The organism is Pseudomonas sp. LBUM1678 (assembly GCF_059695575.1).
Genome location: NZ_CP166775.1, coordinates 5,227,372 through 5,242,345, shown reverse-complemented (window position 1 = coordinate 5,242,345; position 14,974 = coordinate 5,227,372). Strand labels below are relative to the sequence as shown.

General features: G+C 58.0%; 18 protein-coding genes and 1 tRNA gene. 17 read left to right on the top strand and 2 right to left on the bottom strand.

What is annotated here, in order from left to right:
- Positions 1 to 16 precede the first annotated feature (16 nt).
- The 17 genes from ACA070_RS23875 to nadA all read left to right on the top strand — a co-directional run bounded on the left by ACA070_RS23875 (position 17) and on the right by nadA (position 13,962).
- Entirely contained in the window at positions 17 to 238 is a 222-nt protein-coding gene (locus ACA070_RS23875) for an FmdB family zinc ribbon protein (protein ID WP_010457489.1), read from the top strand.
- Positions 239 to 334: 96 nt separating this feature from the next.
- Positions 335 to 2,110, top strand: a complete 1,776-nt coding sequence (gene aspS, locus ACA070_RS23870; RefSeq protein ID WP_461955388.1) for an aspartate--tRNA ligase — start codon at positions 335 to 337, stop codon at positions 2,108 to 2,110.
- A gap of 120 nt (positions 2,111 to 2,230) precedes the next feature.
- The gene (locus ACA070_RS23865; RefSeq protein ID WP_497448580.1) at positions 2,231 to 2,977 is read left to right on the top strand and encodes a YebC/PmpR family DNA-binding transcriptional regulator; all 747 of its coding nucleotides are present in this window, start codon (positions 2,231 to 2,233) and stop codon (positions 2,975 to 2,977) included.
- Between the two features lie 160 nt (positions 2,978 to 3,137).
- Complete coding sequence (ruvC, locus tag ACA070_RS23860) at positions 3,138 to 3,662, top strand: crossover junction endodeoxyribonuclease RuvC (RefSeq protein ID WP_008147379.1); 525 nt, start codon at positions 3,138 to 3,140, stop codon at positions 3,660 to 3,662.
- Between the two features lie 115 nt (positions 3,663 to 3,777).
- Positions 3,778 to 4,392 carry a Holliday junction branch migration protein RuvA gene (gene ruvA / locus ACA070_RS23855; protein WP_497448579.1) on the top strand — a complete coding sequence of 205 codons (615 nt, stop codon included), beginning with the start codon at positions 3,778 to 3,780 and terminating at the stop codon, positions 4,390 to 4,392.
- On the top strand, positions 4,393 to 5,454 hold the full coding sequence (gene ruvB, locus ACA070_RS23850; RefSeq protein ID WP_008147374.1) for a Holliday junction branch migration DNA helicase RuvB: 1,062 nt from the start codon (positions 4,393 to 4,395) through the stop codon (positions 5,452 to 5,454).
- A gap of 127 nt (positions 5,455 to 5,581) precedes the next feature.
- Positions 5,582 to 6,049: a tol-pal system-associated acyl-CoA thioesterase gene (gene ybgC / locus ACA070_RS23845; RefSeq protein ID WP_222588172.1), complete on the top strand. Its 468-nt coding sequence runs from the start codon at positions 5,582 to 5,584 to the stop codon at positions 6,047 to 6,049.
- Complete coding sequence (gene tolQ / locus ACA070_RS23840; RefSeq protein WP_008147369.1) at positions 6,039 to 6,734, top strand: protein TolQ; 696 nt, start codon at positions 6,039 to 6,041, stop codon at positions 6,732 to 6,734. The genes ybgC and tolQ overlap by 11 nt, the downstream gene beginning before the upstream one ends.
- Before the next feature lie 23 nt (positions 6,735 to 6,757).
- A complete protein-coding gene (gene tolR, locus ACA070_RS23835) occupies positions 6,758 to 7,210 on the top strand; it encodes a protein TolR (protein ID WP_162556275.1) in 453 nt (150 codons plus the stop codon).
- Positions 7,210 to 8,289 (top strand): cell envelope integrity protein TolA, encoded by a 1,080-nt coding sequence (gene tolA / locus ACA070_RS23830; RefSeq protein WP_131059802.1) that lies wholly within the window; start codon positions 7,210 to 7,212, stop codon positions 8,287 to 8,289. Before tolR ends, tolA begins: the two co-directional genes overlap by 1 nt.
- Before the next feature lie 29 nt (positions 8,290 to 8,318).
- On the top strand, positions 8,319 to 9,587 hold the full coding sequence (gene tolB, locus ACA070_RS23825; RefSeq protein WP_462028396.1) for a Tol-Pal system beta propeller repeat protein TolB: 1,269 nt from the start codon (positions 8,319 to 8,321) through the stop codon (positions 9,585 to 9,587).
- A gap of 52 nt (positions 9,588 to 9,639) precedes the next feature.
- On the top strand, positions 9,640 to 10,137 hold the full coding sequence (gene pal, locus ACA070_RS23820) for a peptidoglycan-associated lipoprotein Pal (protein ID WP_003178634.1): 498 nt from the start codon (positions 9,640 to 9,642) through the stop codon (positions 10,135 to 10,137).
- Between the two features lie 6 nt (positions 10,138 to 10,143).
- Positions 10,144 to 10,983 carry a tol-pal system protein YbgF gene (ybgF, locus tag ACA070_RS23815; protein WP_497448578.1) on the top strand — a complete coding sequence of 280 codons (840 nt, stop codon included), beginning with the start codon at positions 10,144 to 10,146 and terminating at the stop codon, positions 10,981 to 10,983.
- Between the two features lie 167 nt (positions 10,984 to 11,150).
- Positions 11,151 to 11,798, top strand: coding sequence for a 7-carboxy-7-deazaguanine synthase QueE (gene queE / locus ACA070_RS23810; RefSeq protein WP_497448577.1), 648 nt, complete (start codon positions 11,151 to 11,153; stop codon positions 11,796 to 11,798).
- 19 nt (positions 11,799 to 11,817) lie between these two features.
- Positions 11,818 to 12,492 carry a 7-cyano-7-deazaguanine synthase QueC gene (gene queC, locus ACA070_RS23805; protein WP_497452013.1) on the top strand — a complete coding sequence of 225 codons (675 nt, stop codon included), beginning with the start codon at positions 11,818 to 11,820 and terminating at the stop codon, positions 12,490 to 12,492.
- Positions 12,493 to 12,555: 63 nt separating this feature from the next.
- A tRNA-Lys gene (locus ACA070_RS23800) sits at positions 12,556 to 12,631 on the top strand.
- Between the two features lie 272 nt (positions 12,632 to 12,903).
- Entirely contained in the window at positions 12,904 to 13,962 is a 1,059-nt protein-coding gene (gene nadA, locus ACA070_RS23795) for a quinolinate synthase NadA (protein ID WP_077748706.1), read from the top strand.
- A 136-nt stretch (positions 13,963 to 14,098) separates the two neighbouring features.
- Here nadA and ACA070_RS23790 read toward each other — a convergent pair whose 3' ends face one another.
- A complete protein-coding gene (locus ACA070_RS23790; protein ID WP_497448576.1) occupies positions 14,099 to 14,587 on the bottom strand; it encodes an RDD family protein in 489 nt (162 codons plus the stop codon).
- A 96-nt stretch (positions 14,588 to 14,683) separates the two neighbouring features.
- On the bottom strand, positions 14,684 to 14,896 hold the full coding sequence (locus ACA070_RS23785; RefSeq protein ID WP_003175786.1) for a cold-shock protein: 213 nt from the start codon (positions 14,894 to 14,896) through the stop codon (positions 14,684 to 14,686).
- Positions 14,897 to 14,974: the final 78 nt, after the last annotated feature.

The following is a 14,974-nucleotide window of genomic DNA, read 5'->3' as shown; positions in this document are numbered from 1 at the left end:
CGCCGAGACAACCCCCATGCCGATGTACGACTATCAATGTGCTTCCTGTGGTCATCAGTTGGAAGCCATTCAAAAGATCAGCGCAGCACCGCTGGTCGACTGCCCTGCCTGCCAGGCGCCAGAGCTTAAAAAGATGCTGTCCATGCCGGGCTTCCGCCTGAGCGGCACTGGCTGGTACGAAACCGATTTCAAGACCGGTTCCAAGAAGAATCTGGCCGGCGGCGACAAAGCTGACTAAGGTCTGGAACCTGAGTTGAACGACTACGCGCGAGCTCTTGCAACCTCTGCAAGGCCTCCAACCGAATTTCGAATTACGAGAAGTGAAACCACTACCATGATGCGCAGCCATTATTGCGGCCAACTGAACGAAGCCCTGGAAGGCCAGGAAATTACCCTTTGCGGATGGGTTCACCGTCGCCGTGACCACGGTGGGGTGATTTTCCTCGATATCCGTGATCGTGACGGTCTGGCCCAGGTGGTGTTCGACCCGGACCGCGCCGAGAGCTTCGCCGCCGCCGATCGCGTGCGCAGCGAATACGTTGTGAAGATCACCGGCAAGGTTCGCCTGCGTCCGGCCGGTGCCACCAACGCCAACATGGCGTCGGGCATGATCGAAGTCCTGGGCTACGAACTGGAAGTGCTGAACGAATCGGAAACTCCGCCGTTCCCGTTGAACGAGTACTCCGACGTCGGCGAAGAAACCCGCCTGCGTTATCGCTTCCTTGATCTGCGTCGCCCGGAAATGGCCGAGAAGCTGCGTCTGCGTTCGCGCATGACCACCAGCATCCGCCGCTACCTGGACGAGAACGGCTTCCTCGACGTCGAGACGCCGATCCTGACCCGCGCCACCCCTGAAGGTGCTCGCGACTACCTGGTACCGAGCCGTACTCACGCCGGTTCGTTCTTCGCCTTGCCGCAATCGCCGCAGCTGTTCAAGCAACTGCTGATGGTGGCCGGCTTCGACCGTTACTACCAGATCGCCAAGTGCTTCCGCGACGAAGACTTGCGTGCCGACCGTCAGCCTGAATTCACCCAGATCGACATCGAAACCAGCTTCCTCGATGAAAAAGACATCATGGGCCTCACTGAAGGCATGATTCGTAACCTGTTCAAGGAAGTGCTGGACCTGGAGTTCGGTGAATTCCCGCACATGACTTTCGAAGAGGCCATGCGTCGTTACGGTTCCGACAAGCCAGACCTGCGTAACCCGCTGGAACTGGTGGACGTTGCCGACCAGCTTAAAGAAGTCGACTTCAAGGTCTTCAGCGGTCCTGCCAACGATCCGAAATGCCGTGTCGCCGCCTTGCGCGTACCGGGCGCGGCGAGCATGCCGCGCAAGCAGATCGACGACTACACCAAGTTCGTCGGTATCTACGGTGCCAAGGGCCTGGCGTACATCAAGGTCAACGAGCGCGCCAAAGGCGTTGAAGGCCTGCAGTCGCCGATCGTCAAGAACATCCCTGAAGCCAACCTCAACGTGATCCTTGATCGTGTTGGCGCGGTCGATGGCGACATCGTGTTCTTCGGCGCCGACAAAGCCAAGATCGTCAGCGAAGCCCTGGGTGCACTGCGGATCAAGGTCGGCAACGACCTGGACTTGCTGACCTGCAAGTGGGCGCCAATGTGGGTCGTCGACTTCCCGATGTTCGAAGAGAACGACGACGGCAGCTTCAGCGCCTTGCACCACCCGTTCACCGCGCCGAAGTGCACCCCGGAAGAACTGGAAGCCAATCCGGCGACCGCTCTGTCCCGTGCCTACGACATGGTCCTGAACGGCACCGAGCTGGGTGGCGGTTCGATCCGTATCCACCGCAAGGAAATGCAGCAGACGGTGTTCCGCCTGTTGGGTATCAATGAAGCGGAACAGGAAGAGAAATTCGGCTTCCTGCTGGACGCCCTGAAGTACGGCGCGCCGCCACACGGTGGCCTGGCCTTCGGTCTGGACCGTCTGGTCATGCTGATGACCGGCGCCCAGTCGATCCGTGAAGTGATCGCCTTCCCGAAAACCCAGAGTGCTGCCGACGTGATGACGCAAGCTCCGGGTGTTGTAGATGCCAAGGCATTGCGCGAGCTGCACATTCGTCTGCGCGAAACGCCAAAGGCTGAGTAAGGCTGACCGCAAAGGCGCATCCTTTTGGGATGCGCCTTTTCTTTAGGTCGAGATTTTTTTGTTGCTGGCCGGCACTCCGTGTGTGGCGGGCAATGTTTCAAAGAGAATTCGGAGCGAGATATGGCGGGTCATTCCAAGTGGGCGAACATCAAGCACCGCAAAGAACGTCAGGATGCCAAGAAGGGCAAGATTTTCACCAAGTGGATTCGTGAACTGACCGTTGCTGCCCGTCAGGGCGGCGGTGATCCGGGTTCCAACCCGCGCTTGCGTCTGGCGCTGGACAAGGCCCTTGGCGCGAACATGAGTCGCGACATCATTGATCGGGCAGTCGCCCGTGGTGCCGGTGCTGCCGATACCGACGACATGGTCGAGCTGAGCTACGAAGGCTACGGCCCGGGCGGTGTGGCGGTGATGGTCGAGTGCATGACCGACAACCGTAACCGCACCGCAGCCGCTGTTCGCCATGCGTTCAGCAAGTGCGGCGGCAACCTCGGTACCGACGGTTCGGTGGCGTATCTGTTCGAGCGCAAGGGGCAGATTTCCTTCGCGCCGGGCATTAATGAAGACGCGCTGATGGAAGCGGCCATGGAAGCCGATGCCGATGACGTGGTCACCCATGAAGACGGCTCGATTGACGTGTTCACCTCGTTCGCCGGCTTCTACTCCGTGCGTAACGCGCTGGAAGCAGCGGGGTTCAAAGGTGATGACGCGGAAATCGTGATGCTGCCGACCACCAGTGCCGAACTGGATCTGGACGGCGCCGAAAAGGTTCTCAAGCTGATCGACATGCTCGAAGACCTGGACGACGTGCAGAACGTCTACTCCAATGCGGACATTCCAGAGTCGGTGGCCGCGCAGCTGGGTTAAGGGCTCACGAAAATCTGTAGGAGCCGGCTTGCTGGCGATGAGGCCCTCAAGTCTTACGCTGCCTTAAGGCCGCCATCGCCAGCAAGCCGGCTCCTACAGGTCGGGTCGCTTTCGCGTAATGTGTCATCAGCAGGCCTCACCCTTTTAAGCTGCAGGCGTTATGACTTTAATTCTTGGTATCGACCCCGGTTCGCGCATCACCGGTTATGGCGTGGTACGTGATACCGGCCGTGGCTGCGTGTACGTGGCGTCGGGCTGCATTCGCACCGGGTCCGGCGAGTTGCATGAGCGTCTGCAAATCGTCTATCGCGGTGTGCGTGAAGTCATCCAGACCTACGGCCCGGTGACCATGGGCATTGAAAAAGTCTTTATGGCGCGCAATGCCGACTCCGCCCTGAAGCTCGGCCAGGCCCGGGGCGCCGCGATTGTGGCGGGTGCCGAAGAAAGCCTGGAGATCGCCGAGTACACCGCGACCCAGGTCAAACAAGCCGTTACCGGTACCGGCGCCGCGAATAAAGAGCAGGTGCAGATGATGGTCATGCACATGCTGAAATTGACCAGCAAGCCGCAAATCGATGCTTCAGATGCCTTGGCCATCGCCATTTGCCACGCTCATACCCGTTCCAGCCTGTTGCCCCATGGCCTGGGAACGGCACGCAGTCGTGGCGGGCGCCTGCGTCTCTGATAGCATCAGCAGTCATTTTTAGGGAATGAGGGTTTTGCGCCTGTGTTGGCGGCGCAAAACCCTTGTTCTGTCAGTCGCCAGTCATTGATCTGGCCAACGCTCAAGGATCTGAAACGTGATTGGACGCTTGCGCGGCACACTGGCTGAGAAACAGCCGCCGCACCTGATTCTGGATGTAAACGGTCTGGGGTATGAGCTGGAAGTGCCCATGACCACGCTGTATCGCTTGCCGTCGGTCGGTGAACCGCTGACCCTGCACACCCATTTGGTCGTACGCGAAGACGCGCAGTTACTCTATGGTTTCTTCGGCAAGCGTGAGCGAGACTTTTTTCGCGAGTTGATCCGTCTCAATGGTGTAGGGCCGAAATTGGCCCTGGCGTTGATGTCGAGCCTGGAAGTGGATGAGCTGGTCCGTTGCGTGCAGTCCCAGGACACCTCGGCGCTGACCAAGGTGCCGGGCGTGGGCAAGAAGACGGCCGAGCGTTTGCTGGTTGAACTCAAGGACCGCTTCAAGGCTTGGGAAACGGTGCCGGCAATGTTCGCCCTGGTGCCGAACCAGCCGGGTGGGCCCGATTCGGCTCCGGTCGCCACCGCCGAAAATGATGCGGTCAGCGCGCTGATTTCCCTGGGCTACAAGCCGCAGGAAGCGAGCAAGGCGATTGCCGCGATCAAGGAGAAAGGTTTGAGCAGTGAAGACATGATTCGTCGTGCCCTGAAGGGAATGATCTAAGTGATTGAAGCTGATCGTCTGATTGCCGCCACGCCCGGCCCTCGCGACCGCGAGGAAGTCCAGGACCGGGCGATTCGTCCTGTCAGCCTGGCCGAATACATTGGCCAGCCGACCGTTCGCGAGCAAATGGAGTTGTTCATCCAGGCGGCTCGCGGGCGTAACGAGTCCCTGGACCACACGCTGATTTTCGGCCCGCCGGGTCTGGGTAAGACCACCCTGGCGAACATCATTGCCCAGGAAATGGGCGTGTCGATCAAAAGCACCTCGGGTCCAGTGCTTGAGCGTCCGGGTGATCTGGCGGCGCTGTTGACCAATCTCGAGCCCCACGACGTGCTCTTTATCGACGAAATCCATCGGCTGTCGCCAATCGTCGAAGAAGTGCTGTACCCGGCCATGGAAGATTTCCAGCTCGACATCATGATTGGTGAAGGCCCGGCCGCGCGCTCGATCAAGCTGGATCTGCCGCCGTTCACCTTGGTGGGCGCAACGACGCGCGCCGGCATGCTGACCAACCCGTTGCGCGACCGTTTCGGGATCGTCCAGCGTCTGGAGTTCTACAACACTGCCGACCTGGCGACGATTGTCAGCCGTTCGGCGAACATCCTCGGTTTGCCGCTGGACCCGGAAGGCGCCTTTGAGATCGCCCGTCGTGCCCGTGGCACCCCGCGGATCGCCAACCGCTTGCTGCGCCGGGTTCGGGATTTCGCCGAAGTTCGTGCCAAGGGCCACATCACCAAACCGATCGCCGACCTGGCCCTTAACCTGCTGGATGTCGACGAACGTGGCTTCGATCACCAGGACAGGCGTCTGCTGTTGACCATGATCGAGAAGTTCGACGGTGGGCCGGTCGGCGTGGACAGTCTGGCGGCGGCGATCAGCGAAGAGCGCCATACCATTGAAGACGTGCTGGAGCCATATCTGATTCAGCAGGGCTACATCATGCGCACGCCGCGGGGGCGAGTGGTCACCCGGCACGCGTATTTGCATTTCGGTTTAAACATTCCGTCACGATTGGGCGAGATGCCCGTGGTAGACGAGTTCCTTGATGCCGTAGACGATTAATCACCTTTGCGCGCTGATTTATTCGGAGTTTGTGCGGTCTGAGGACCGTACTTTCACCAGAAAGCCGCGAATCAATGAAAAACAGTTGCCTGGCCGGATTGGCAACCTGAGGAGTAAGCACTAGAGTATGCGCGCGCAAAACGGGCTTGAGCCGTTCGCACTTCGTTGTCGCGTTTATTACGAGGACACCGATGCGGGCGGCATCGTGTATTACGTCAATTACCTCAAGTTTATGGAACGGGCTCGAACCGAGCGGCTCCGGGATCTGGGTTTTGCCCAGTCGGCGCTGGCAGGGGAGGACCTGTTGTTTGTCGTGCATTCCAGCGAAGCGCGTTATCACGCGCCGGCGCGACTGGACGACGAGCTTCTGGTAAGTGCTGAAGTAATCGAATTGAACCGTGTCAGCCTGCGCTTTAAACAGCAGGTCAGGCGAGCCACGGATAATGTGCTGCTCTGCGAAGGGCAGTTTCTGGTGGCCTGTGTGCGCACTGAAAGTTTAAAACCCCGGGCCATTCCCGAAGCTCTACGAGCGGCCTTCGCCGACGTGAGCGGCGCGGGTACACACTCAAAGCAGGAGATAAAGCGTGGAAGCTAACGTCGTCGACCATTCCTCCATGTGGAGCCTGGTCAGCAATGCCAGTATCGTGGTGCAACTGGTAATGCTGATCCTGGTAGCCGCATCGGTGACCTCATGGATCATGATCTTTCAGCGCAGCAACCTGCTGCGCGCCGGTCGACGTGCCCTGGAGAGCTTTGAAGAGCGCTTCTGGTCCGGCATCGACCTGTCCAAACTCTACCGTCAGGCCGGCAGCAACCCTGATCCGGATTCGGGCGTCGAGCAGATCTTCCGTGCCGGTTTCAAGGAATTCTCCCGTCTGCGTCAGCAGCCAGGCGTTGACCCGGAAGCAGTCATGGAAGGCGTGGCCCGTGCCATGCGCGTCGCCATTTCCCGCGAAGAAGAAAAGCTCGAACAGAGCCTGCCGTTCCTCGCCACCGTTGGTTCCGTCAGCCCGTACATCGGTCTGTTCGGTACCGTCTGGGGGATCATGAACTCCTTCCGTGGCCTGGCCACTGCCCAGCAAGCGACCCTGGCCACTGTGGCTCCGGGTATCGCCGAGGCACTGATCGCCACCGCGATCGGCCTGTTCGCGGCCATCCCGGCCGTTATCGCTTACAACCGTTTTGCTGCTCGCAGTGAAACCCTGCTGGGCCGTTACTACACCTTCGCCGATGAATTCCAGGCGATCCTGCACCGCAAAGTGCACACCAGCGAAGAATAAGCAGGTAATTTCCAATGGCTTTAATCGCTCGAGCTCGCAAAAAGCGCAAGCCGGTTGCCGAGATGAACGTGGTGCCTTACATCGACGTGATGCTGGTGCTGCTGGTCATCTTCATGGTGACCGCTCCGATGCTCAATCAGGGCGTGAAAGTTGATCTGCCCAAGGTTTCCAGCGAAGCCTTGCCGCAGGACAACAACACCCAGGTCCTGACCATTTCGATCAAGTCTGACAAGACCTACTACTGGAACCTTGGCAGCGAAGTCGACACTGAAAAGCAACAGGACAAGGCCATGACTTTGCCGCAGATGACTGACGCGGTGACCAAGATCATTCGCGCCGGGACTGAAGGCGGCAAGCGTACCCAGGTGTTCATTCGCGGCGACAAGACCGTCGATTACGGTTCCGTGATGGGCGCCATGGGCGGGTTGCAGAAAGCCGGGGTCGGTAATGTTGGCTTGATTACCGAGGCACCCTGATGCAGCAAATGCGAGAGCCGTCCGCCTCGGAAAGCTACTTCTGGCCTAGTGTCCTGGCGATTGTCTTGCACGTGCTGGTGTTCGGCATGCTGTTCGTCAGTTTCGCCTTCACACCGGAGCTGCCGCCGGCCAAGCCGATTGTCCAGGCGACCTTGTACCAGCTGAAATCGAAAAGTCAGGCGACCACCCAGACCAATCAGAAGATTGCGGGTGAAGCGAAGAAGTCCGCCGCGCGTCAGACCGAAGTCGAGCAGATGGAACAGAAAAAGATCGAACAGGAAGCGATCAAGGCCGCGGAACAAAAGAAGGAAGATGCGGCTCAAAAAGCCGAAGAATCCAAGAAGGCCGACGAGACCAAAAAAGCGGATGAGGCAAAAAAGGCTGATGAAGCCAAGAAAGCCGATGAAGCGAAGAAGACCGCGGAAGCCAAAAAGGTTGAAGAGAAACAATTGGCTGATATAGCCAAGAAGAAATCTGAAGAAGAAGCCAAGAAAGCTGCTGAAGAAGAGGCCAAGAAAGCGGCCGCTGAAGAAGCGAAGAAAAAGATTGTCGAAGACGCGAAAAAGAAAGCCGCGGAAGACGCCAAGAAGAAATCTGAAGCTGAAGAGGCGAAGAAGAAAGTCGCCGAAGACGCGAAGAAGAAAGCTGCTGCCGATGCTGCGAAGAAGAAATCGCAGGAAGCGGCACGTAAATCCGTCGATGAGAAAAAGGCTCAGGCCCTGGCAGATTTGCTTTCCGACACGACGGAGCGTCAGCAGGCCTTGGCGGATGAACAGGGTGATGAAGTCGCGGGTAACTTCGACGACCTGATTCGCTCGCGTGCTTCTGAAGGTTGGGCGCAGCCACCGTCGGCCCGTAAGGGCATGAAGGTGATCCTGCAAATCAACATGCTGCCTGACGGCACAATCTCCGGCGTATCGGTTGCCAAGTCCAGCGGTGATGTACCGTTCGACAGTTCAGCGGTAGCGGCGGTAAAAAATATTGGTCGATTGACCGAAATGCAGGGTCTGAAGCCAGCTGATTTCGCACCCTATCGTTCATTCAAGATGACATTCACACCTGAGGATCTAGCCTTGTGAGAAACCTTCTTCGAGGACTGCTTGTAGTCATGTTCTGCTTTGCAGGACTGGCCACCGCAGATGAAAAAAATATCCTGGTCAGCAGTGGTAGCTCCCAGGCAACTCCAATTGCCGTAGTGCCATTCGGTTTCCAGGGCGGCACCGTGCTGCCGGACGACATGGCCGAGATCATCGGCAACGACCTGCGCAACTCGGGTTACTACGCGCCAATTCCAAAGCAGAACATGATCAGCCAGCCGAGCCAGGCCAGCGAAATCATTTTCCGCGACTGGAAGGCTATTAACGCTCAGTACATTATGGTCGGCAGCATCGTGCCAGCGGGCGGTCGCCTGCAGGTTCAATACGCTCTGTTCAACGTCGCCACCGAGCAGCAAGTGCTGACCGGCAGCGTGTCGGGCAGCGTCGATCAACTGCGCGACATGTCGCATTACATCGCCGACCAGTCGTTCGAAAAACTCACCGGTATCAAAGGTGCGTTCTCGACACGCCTGCTGTACGTGACGGCCGAACGTTTCTCCGAGAAGAACACGCGCTACACGCTGCAACGCTCGGACTATGACGGTGCCCGCGCCGTGACCCTGCTGCAATCGCGCGAGCCGATCCTGTCGCCGCGTTTCGCACCGGATGGCAAGCGCATCGCTTACGTCTCGTTCGAGCAGAAGCGTCCGCGTATTTTCATGCAGAACATCGACACCGGTCGCCGTGAGCAGATCACCAACTTCGAAGGCCTGAATGGCGCGCCAGCCTGGTCGCCGGATGGTCAGCGTCTGGCGTTCGTATTGTCGAAAGACGGTAACCCGGATATCTATGTGATGAACCTGGGTTCGCGTCAGATCACTCGCGTCACCAACGGTCCCGGCATCAACACCGAACCGTTCTGGGGTAAGGATGGTTCGACCATCTACTTCACCTCCGACCGTGGCGGCAAGCCACAGATCTACAAAACCAGCGTCGGTGGTGGCGGTGCGGAACGTGTGACCTTTATTGGTAACTACAACGCCAACCCTAAACTTTCGGCTGATGAAAAGACCCTGGTGATGATTCACCGCCAGGATGGCTTCACTAATTTCAAGGTGGCGGCCCAGGATTTGCAGCGAGGTAGTGTAAAGATCCTCACTGATAGCACTCTGGACGAGTCACCTACTGTTGCGCCCAACGGCACCATGGTAATCTACGCCACCCGCCAGCAGGGCCGGGGAGTCTTGATGCTCGTGTCCATTAATGGACGCGTAAGGCTCCCGCTTCCTACCGCACAAGGCGAAGTCAGAGAACCTTCCTGGTCCCCTTACCTGAACTGACGCGGCGCTACACGTTGTACTTAACACACTGGGGTTCATTAGGAGTTTCACGATGGAAATGCTGAAGTTTGGTAAATTTGCTGCGCTGGCTCTGGCCATGGCTGTAGCTGTAGGTTGCTCGTCCAAAGGCGGCGACAACGCCGGTGAAGGCGCTGTTGATCCAAACGCTGGTTACGGCGCTAACACTGGTGCCGTTGATGGCTCCCTGAGCGAAGAAGCTGCTCTGCGCGCAATCACCACCTTCTACTTCGAATACGACAGCTCGGACCTGAAGCCAGAAGCCATGCGCGCTCTGGACGTTCACGCCAAAGACCTGAAAGCTAACGGCGCTCGCGTTGTTCTGGAAGGCAACACCGACGAACGTGGTACTCGTGAGTACAACATGGCACTGGGCGAGCGTCGTGCGAAAGCCGTTCAGCGCTACCTGGTACTGCAAGGTGTTTCCCCAGCTCAGCTGGAACTGGTTTCCTACGGCGAAGAGCGTCCAGTTGCTACCGGCAACGACGAGCAGTCCTGGGCTCAAAACCGTCGCGTCGAACTGCGTAAGTAATTCGTCATGCGAACGTGCCGTCGTGCTGTAACTGTTTTGGCTCTCAGCCTCGCACCGCTTGCGGTGTGGGCTGCGGTTCCTGTGGTCGATAACGATTCCGGCTATAACAATAGCGGGAGTAGTAATCCGCCTGCGGGTTACGGTACGAACGGCGCCTATGCCGGGGGAGGGGTTTCGGCCCCTGTCTCGGCACAGGGCGAGCTGTTCAACCAATTGCAATCCATGCAGGAGCAGATCTCACGCCAACAGGGTGTGATCGAAGTTCTGCAAAATGATGTAGCGCGCATGAAGCAAGAGAACCTGGAGCGATATCAGGATCTTGATCGGCGCATAGGAACCGGCGTTGCACCAGCCGCGACTCCTGATAATTCTTCCGCCGGTGGCAGTTTGAATGCCCCCGGTGCAGCAGCTGGCGCAGGTGCAGGAGCGGCAGCCGCCCAAGCGCCTGCCGCGGGTAGCGAGCCGGCTGATCCGGCGAAGGAGAAACTGTATTACGATGCAGCCTTCGACCTGATCAAGGCCAAGGATTTCGACAAGGCCAGTCAGGCTTTTGCCGCATTCCTGCGCAAGTACCCGAACAGCCAATACGCGGGCAATGCCCAGTACTGGTTGGGCGAAGTGAATCTGGCCAAAGGCGATCTGCAAGGTGCAGGTCAGGCTTTTGCCAAGGTTTCGCAGCTGTATCCAAAGCACCCTAAAGTGCCTGATTCGCTGTACAAGCTCGCTGACGTAGAACGCCGACTTGGTCATCCCGACAAGGTCAAAGGCATTCTGCAACAGGTTGTGTCGCAATACCCGGGCACTTCCGCCGCTCAGCTGGCTCAGCGTGACCTGCAGAAAATGTAAGGGCTGCTTGACCCGTTTTGAAGAAACCCGCGCTTGTCGCGGGTTTTTTCGTTAGAATTCACGCCCTTTTTATGAAACACGCTTTTTGGGATCTGCGCGATGGCGGGGTTCCTTGAAGTGCCTGACGGAGGCGGACAGCCTGTTTAGCTGTTATGCCCGTGGCGACTATGCAAGACACATTGAGAATCACCGAAGTTTTCTACTCGTTGCAGGGTGAAACGCGGACTGCCGGGCTGCCCACCGTTTTTGTGCGCCTGACCGGTTGCCCGTTGCGTTGCCAATATTGCGACAGCGCCTACGCGTTCACCGGCGGCACCGTTCGCCCGCTCGACGATATCCTCGAGCAAGTGGCCGGTTTCCGTCCGCGCTACGTGTGTGTGACCGGTGGCGAGCCGCTGGCACAACCCAACGCCATCCCGTTGCTCAAGCAGTTGTGTGACGCCGGTTACGAAGTGTCGCTGGAAACCAGCGGCGCGCTCGACATCTCGGCGGTCGATCCACGGGTCAGTCGCGTCGTCGATCTGAAAACCCCGGGTTCGAAAGAAGCACATCGTAACCGCTACGAAAACATCGATCTGCTCACGCCCAACGACCAGGTGAAGTTTGTCATCTGCTCGCGGGAAGACTACGACTGGGCCGTGTCCAAGCTGATTCAGTACGGCCTCGACAAGCGCGCCGGCGAAGTGCTGTTTTCGCCAAGCCACCATGACCTGAATGCACGGGACCTGGCTGACTGGGTGGTAGCGGACAACCTGCCTGTGCGTCTGCAATTGCAGCTGCATAAATATCTTTGGAATGACGAGCCGGGGCGCTGAGATGACTGAACAACTGAACATTGCTGAAAAACGTGCGGTCATCCTGCTGTCTGGCGGTCTCGACTCAGCGACGGTCGTGGCCATGGCCCGTGCTGAAGGCTACAGCTGCTACACCATGAGTTTCGATTACGGCCAGCGCTCTCACGCCGAGTTGCACGCCGCCGAACGTGTCGCCCGGGATTTGGGGGTGGTGGAACACAAGGTGATCGGCCTGAACCTGAACGGTATCGGTGGTTCGGCACTGACCGACACCAGCATCGACGTGCCGGAAGTGGCGGGCGAAGGTATTCCGGTGACTTACGTGCCGGCGCGCAACACGGTGTTTCTGTCCCTGGCGCTGGGTTGGGCTGAAGTGCTCGGCGCGCGTGACATCTTTATCGGCGTGAATGCGGTGGATTACTCCGGTTACCCGGACTGCCGTCCCGAGTTCATCGAGTCCTTCGAGCGCATGGCCAATCTGGCGACGAAGGCCGGTGTAGAGGGCAATGGCTTCCGTATTCAGGCGCCACTGCAGAACCTCAGCAAGGCGCAGATCGTCCAGGCAGGCGTTAAGTTGGGGGTCGATTATGGGCTGACCGTTTCTTGCTATCAGGCCGACGATAAAGGCTACGCATGCGGCAAATGCGACAGCTGCCGACTGCGTGCAGAAGGCTTTGCATCGGCCGGCGTGAGCGACCCAACACCTTATTTTTGATTTATTTCAAATTAGGTGTTGAATAGTCCTTAAAAATCAGTATTATACGCGCCACCACACAGCGGGTCGTTAGCTCAGTTGGTAGAGCAGTTGGCTTTTAACCAATTGGTCGTAGGTTCGAATCCCACACGACCCACCATTTTTGTAGCAGTTTTAAAAGTCTGGAAGGCCCACGCAAGTGAGGATTTCCGGATTTTTTTTTGCCTGCGATTTGAGCTCTGCTCAACGCGGGGCTGCACCGCGTGGCGCAGGTCAGAATCATCTTTTGCATCCGTCGGATATTCTGTAGCCTTGCGCATCTTCAACGCTGTCCGTGCCTGATGATACTCACTCTCCCGGCGGTACCCTGAAGGGTCCGGAGCCGGGTGTATACTCGACTTTCGCGCGAAAGCGCCTGCAGGTCTTGCGAACATGACGCAAATTTCCGAACGCCTTCTGGTTCAAGCCCATCTCGACGCCAAGCAGCCCAAGCCGCTGACCGTCGAGGAGGAAGCTTTTTACCGTGCCGCCATCGCTGCCGAGCTCAAGGCTCAGGACGCGGTGCTGGTTGCTCACTTCTATTGCGATCCGGTGATTCAGGCCCTGGCCGAAGAAACCGGTGGTTGCGTCTCCGACTCGCTGGAGATGGCCCGCTTCGGCAGTGCTCACCCGGCCAAGACCGTGCTGGTCGCCGGTGTGAAATTCATGGGCGAAACCGCCAAAATCCTCAATCCTGAAAAGCGCATTCTGATGCCGACCCTGGAAGCGACCTGCTCGCTGGACCTGGGTTGCCCGGTGGATGAGTTCTCGGCGTTCTGCGATCAACATCCGGAGCGTACGGTGGTGGTGTATGCCAACACCTCGGCGGCGGTCAAAGCCCGTGCGGATTGGGTGGTGACGTCCAGCTGCGCGCTGGAGATCGTCGAAAGCCTGATGGATAACGGCGAAACCATCATCTGGGGCCCGGACAAACACCTGGGCACCTACATCCAGCGTCAAACCGGTGCGGACATGCTGCTGTGGGACGGTGCCTGCATCGTTCATGAAGAGTTCAAGTCCAAGCAGCTCGAAGACATGAAGGCGCTGTACCCGGACGCCGCGATCCTGGTGCATCCGGAGTCGCCGACCTCGGTGATCGAACTGGCGGATGCCGTCGGTTCCACCAGTCAGTTGATTGCGGCGGCGCAGAGCCTGCCGAACAAGACCCTGATCGTGGCCACCGATCGCGGCATCTTCTACAAGATGCAGCAGCTTTGCCCGGACAAGGTCTTCATTGAAGCCCCTACGGCCGGTAACGGCGCAGCCTGCCGCAGTTGCGCACATTGCCCGTGGATGGCCATGAACACCCTTGAGCGCACGCTGAAGTGCTTGAAGGAAGGGACGAACGAGATCTTTGTGGATCCGGCGTTGATTCCGCAGGCTATTCGGCCGTTGAAGCGGATGCTCGATTTCACCCAGGCTGCGCGGATGAAACTGGCCGGTAACGCCTGATATCTGTCAGGCAAGTCGCAAAAAACTGTGGGAGCGGGCTTGCTCGCGAAGAGGGAGTGTCAGTCGACATCAATGTTGTCTGACACAACGCTTTCGCGAGCAAGCCCGCTCCCACATTGGTTTTTGTATGGCGGAATTACTTGGTCTTTTTTGGAATTCGGACAAGCTGGGTATTCGAGTACATGTCATGCCAGCTGCGTTTCTGTTTATCGAATAGCGACCAGATGAACCCAAGCCCAACGCACAACAGCGACGCGATCGACACCACAAAGCGCAGCAACGCCTGCCACAGGCTGATGGACGAGCCGTCGGCGTTCTGCACGCGGATGCACCACACCTGCATGCCCAACGTCTGACCGGACCAGGTCCAGAACTTGGCGAAAAACCCGAACAGCACAAACAACAACACGGTCGACAGCAATGGATCACCGTCCAGCGCGCCGGCCTCGGTCAGGGTGCGCATTTTGTCTTCGCCGATGATCGCCATCTGGATCATCTTGTAAACGCCGCTGGTGACGATCAGCAGGGCGGTACACAACAGGAAGTCATAGAACATCGCTGCCAAACGACGACCCAGGGTAGCGGCGGGGAACTCGCCCTCGGGTTTGAGCAGGTGTTTCGACATGGCAGCCTCTGGGCGGAAAAAAGAAGCCATTTTACGGATTTACGCGCACAAAAAAGCCCCTGATGTCAGCATCAGGGGCTTTTTCGTTACAGAAGATTAGGCTTCTGCTTGTACTTCGTCAGCCTGCATGCCTTTCTGGCCCTGCACAGCGACGAACGTCACTTTCTGGCCTTCTTTCAGGCTCTTGAAGCCGTTGCCCTGAATAGCGCGGAAATGCACGAACAGATCCGGACCGCTTTCTGGAGTGATAAAACCAAAACCTTTCTCGTCGTTAAACCACTTGACGGTACCGCTCTGACGTTGGGACATTTCTTATTTCCTATGACGCAAAATTAATGACAGCCTCCTTCTTTTGAAAGAGTACTGGGGCTGGTTGCAGGAGAGTAA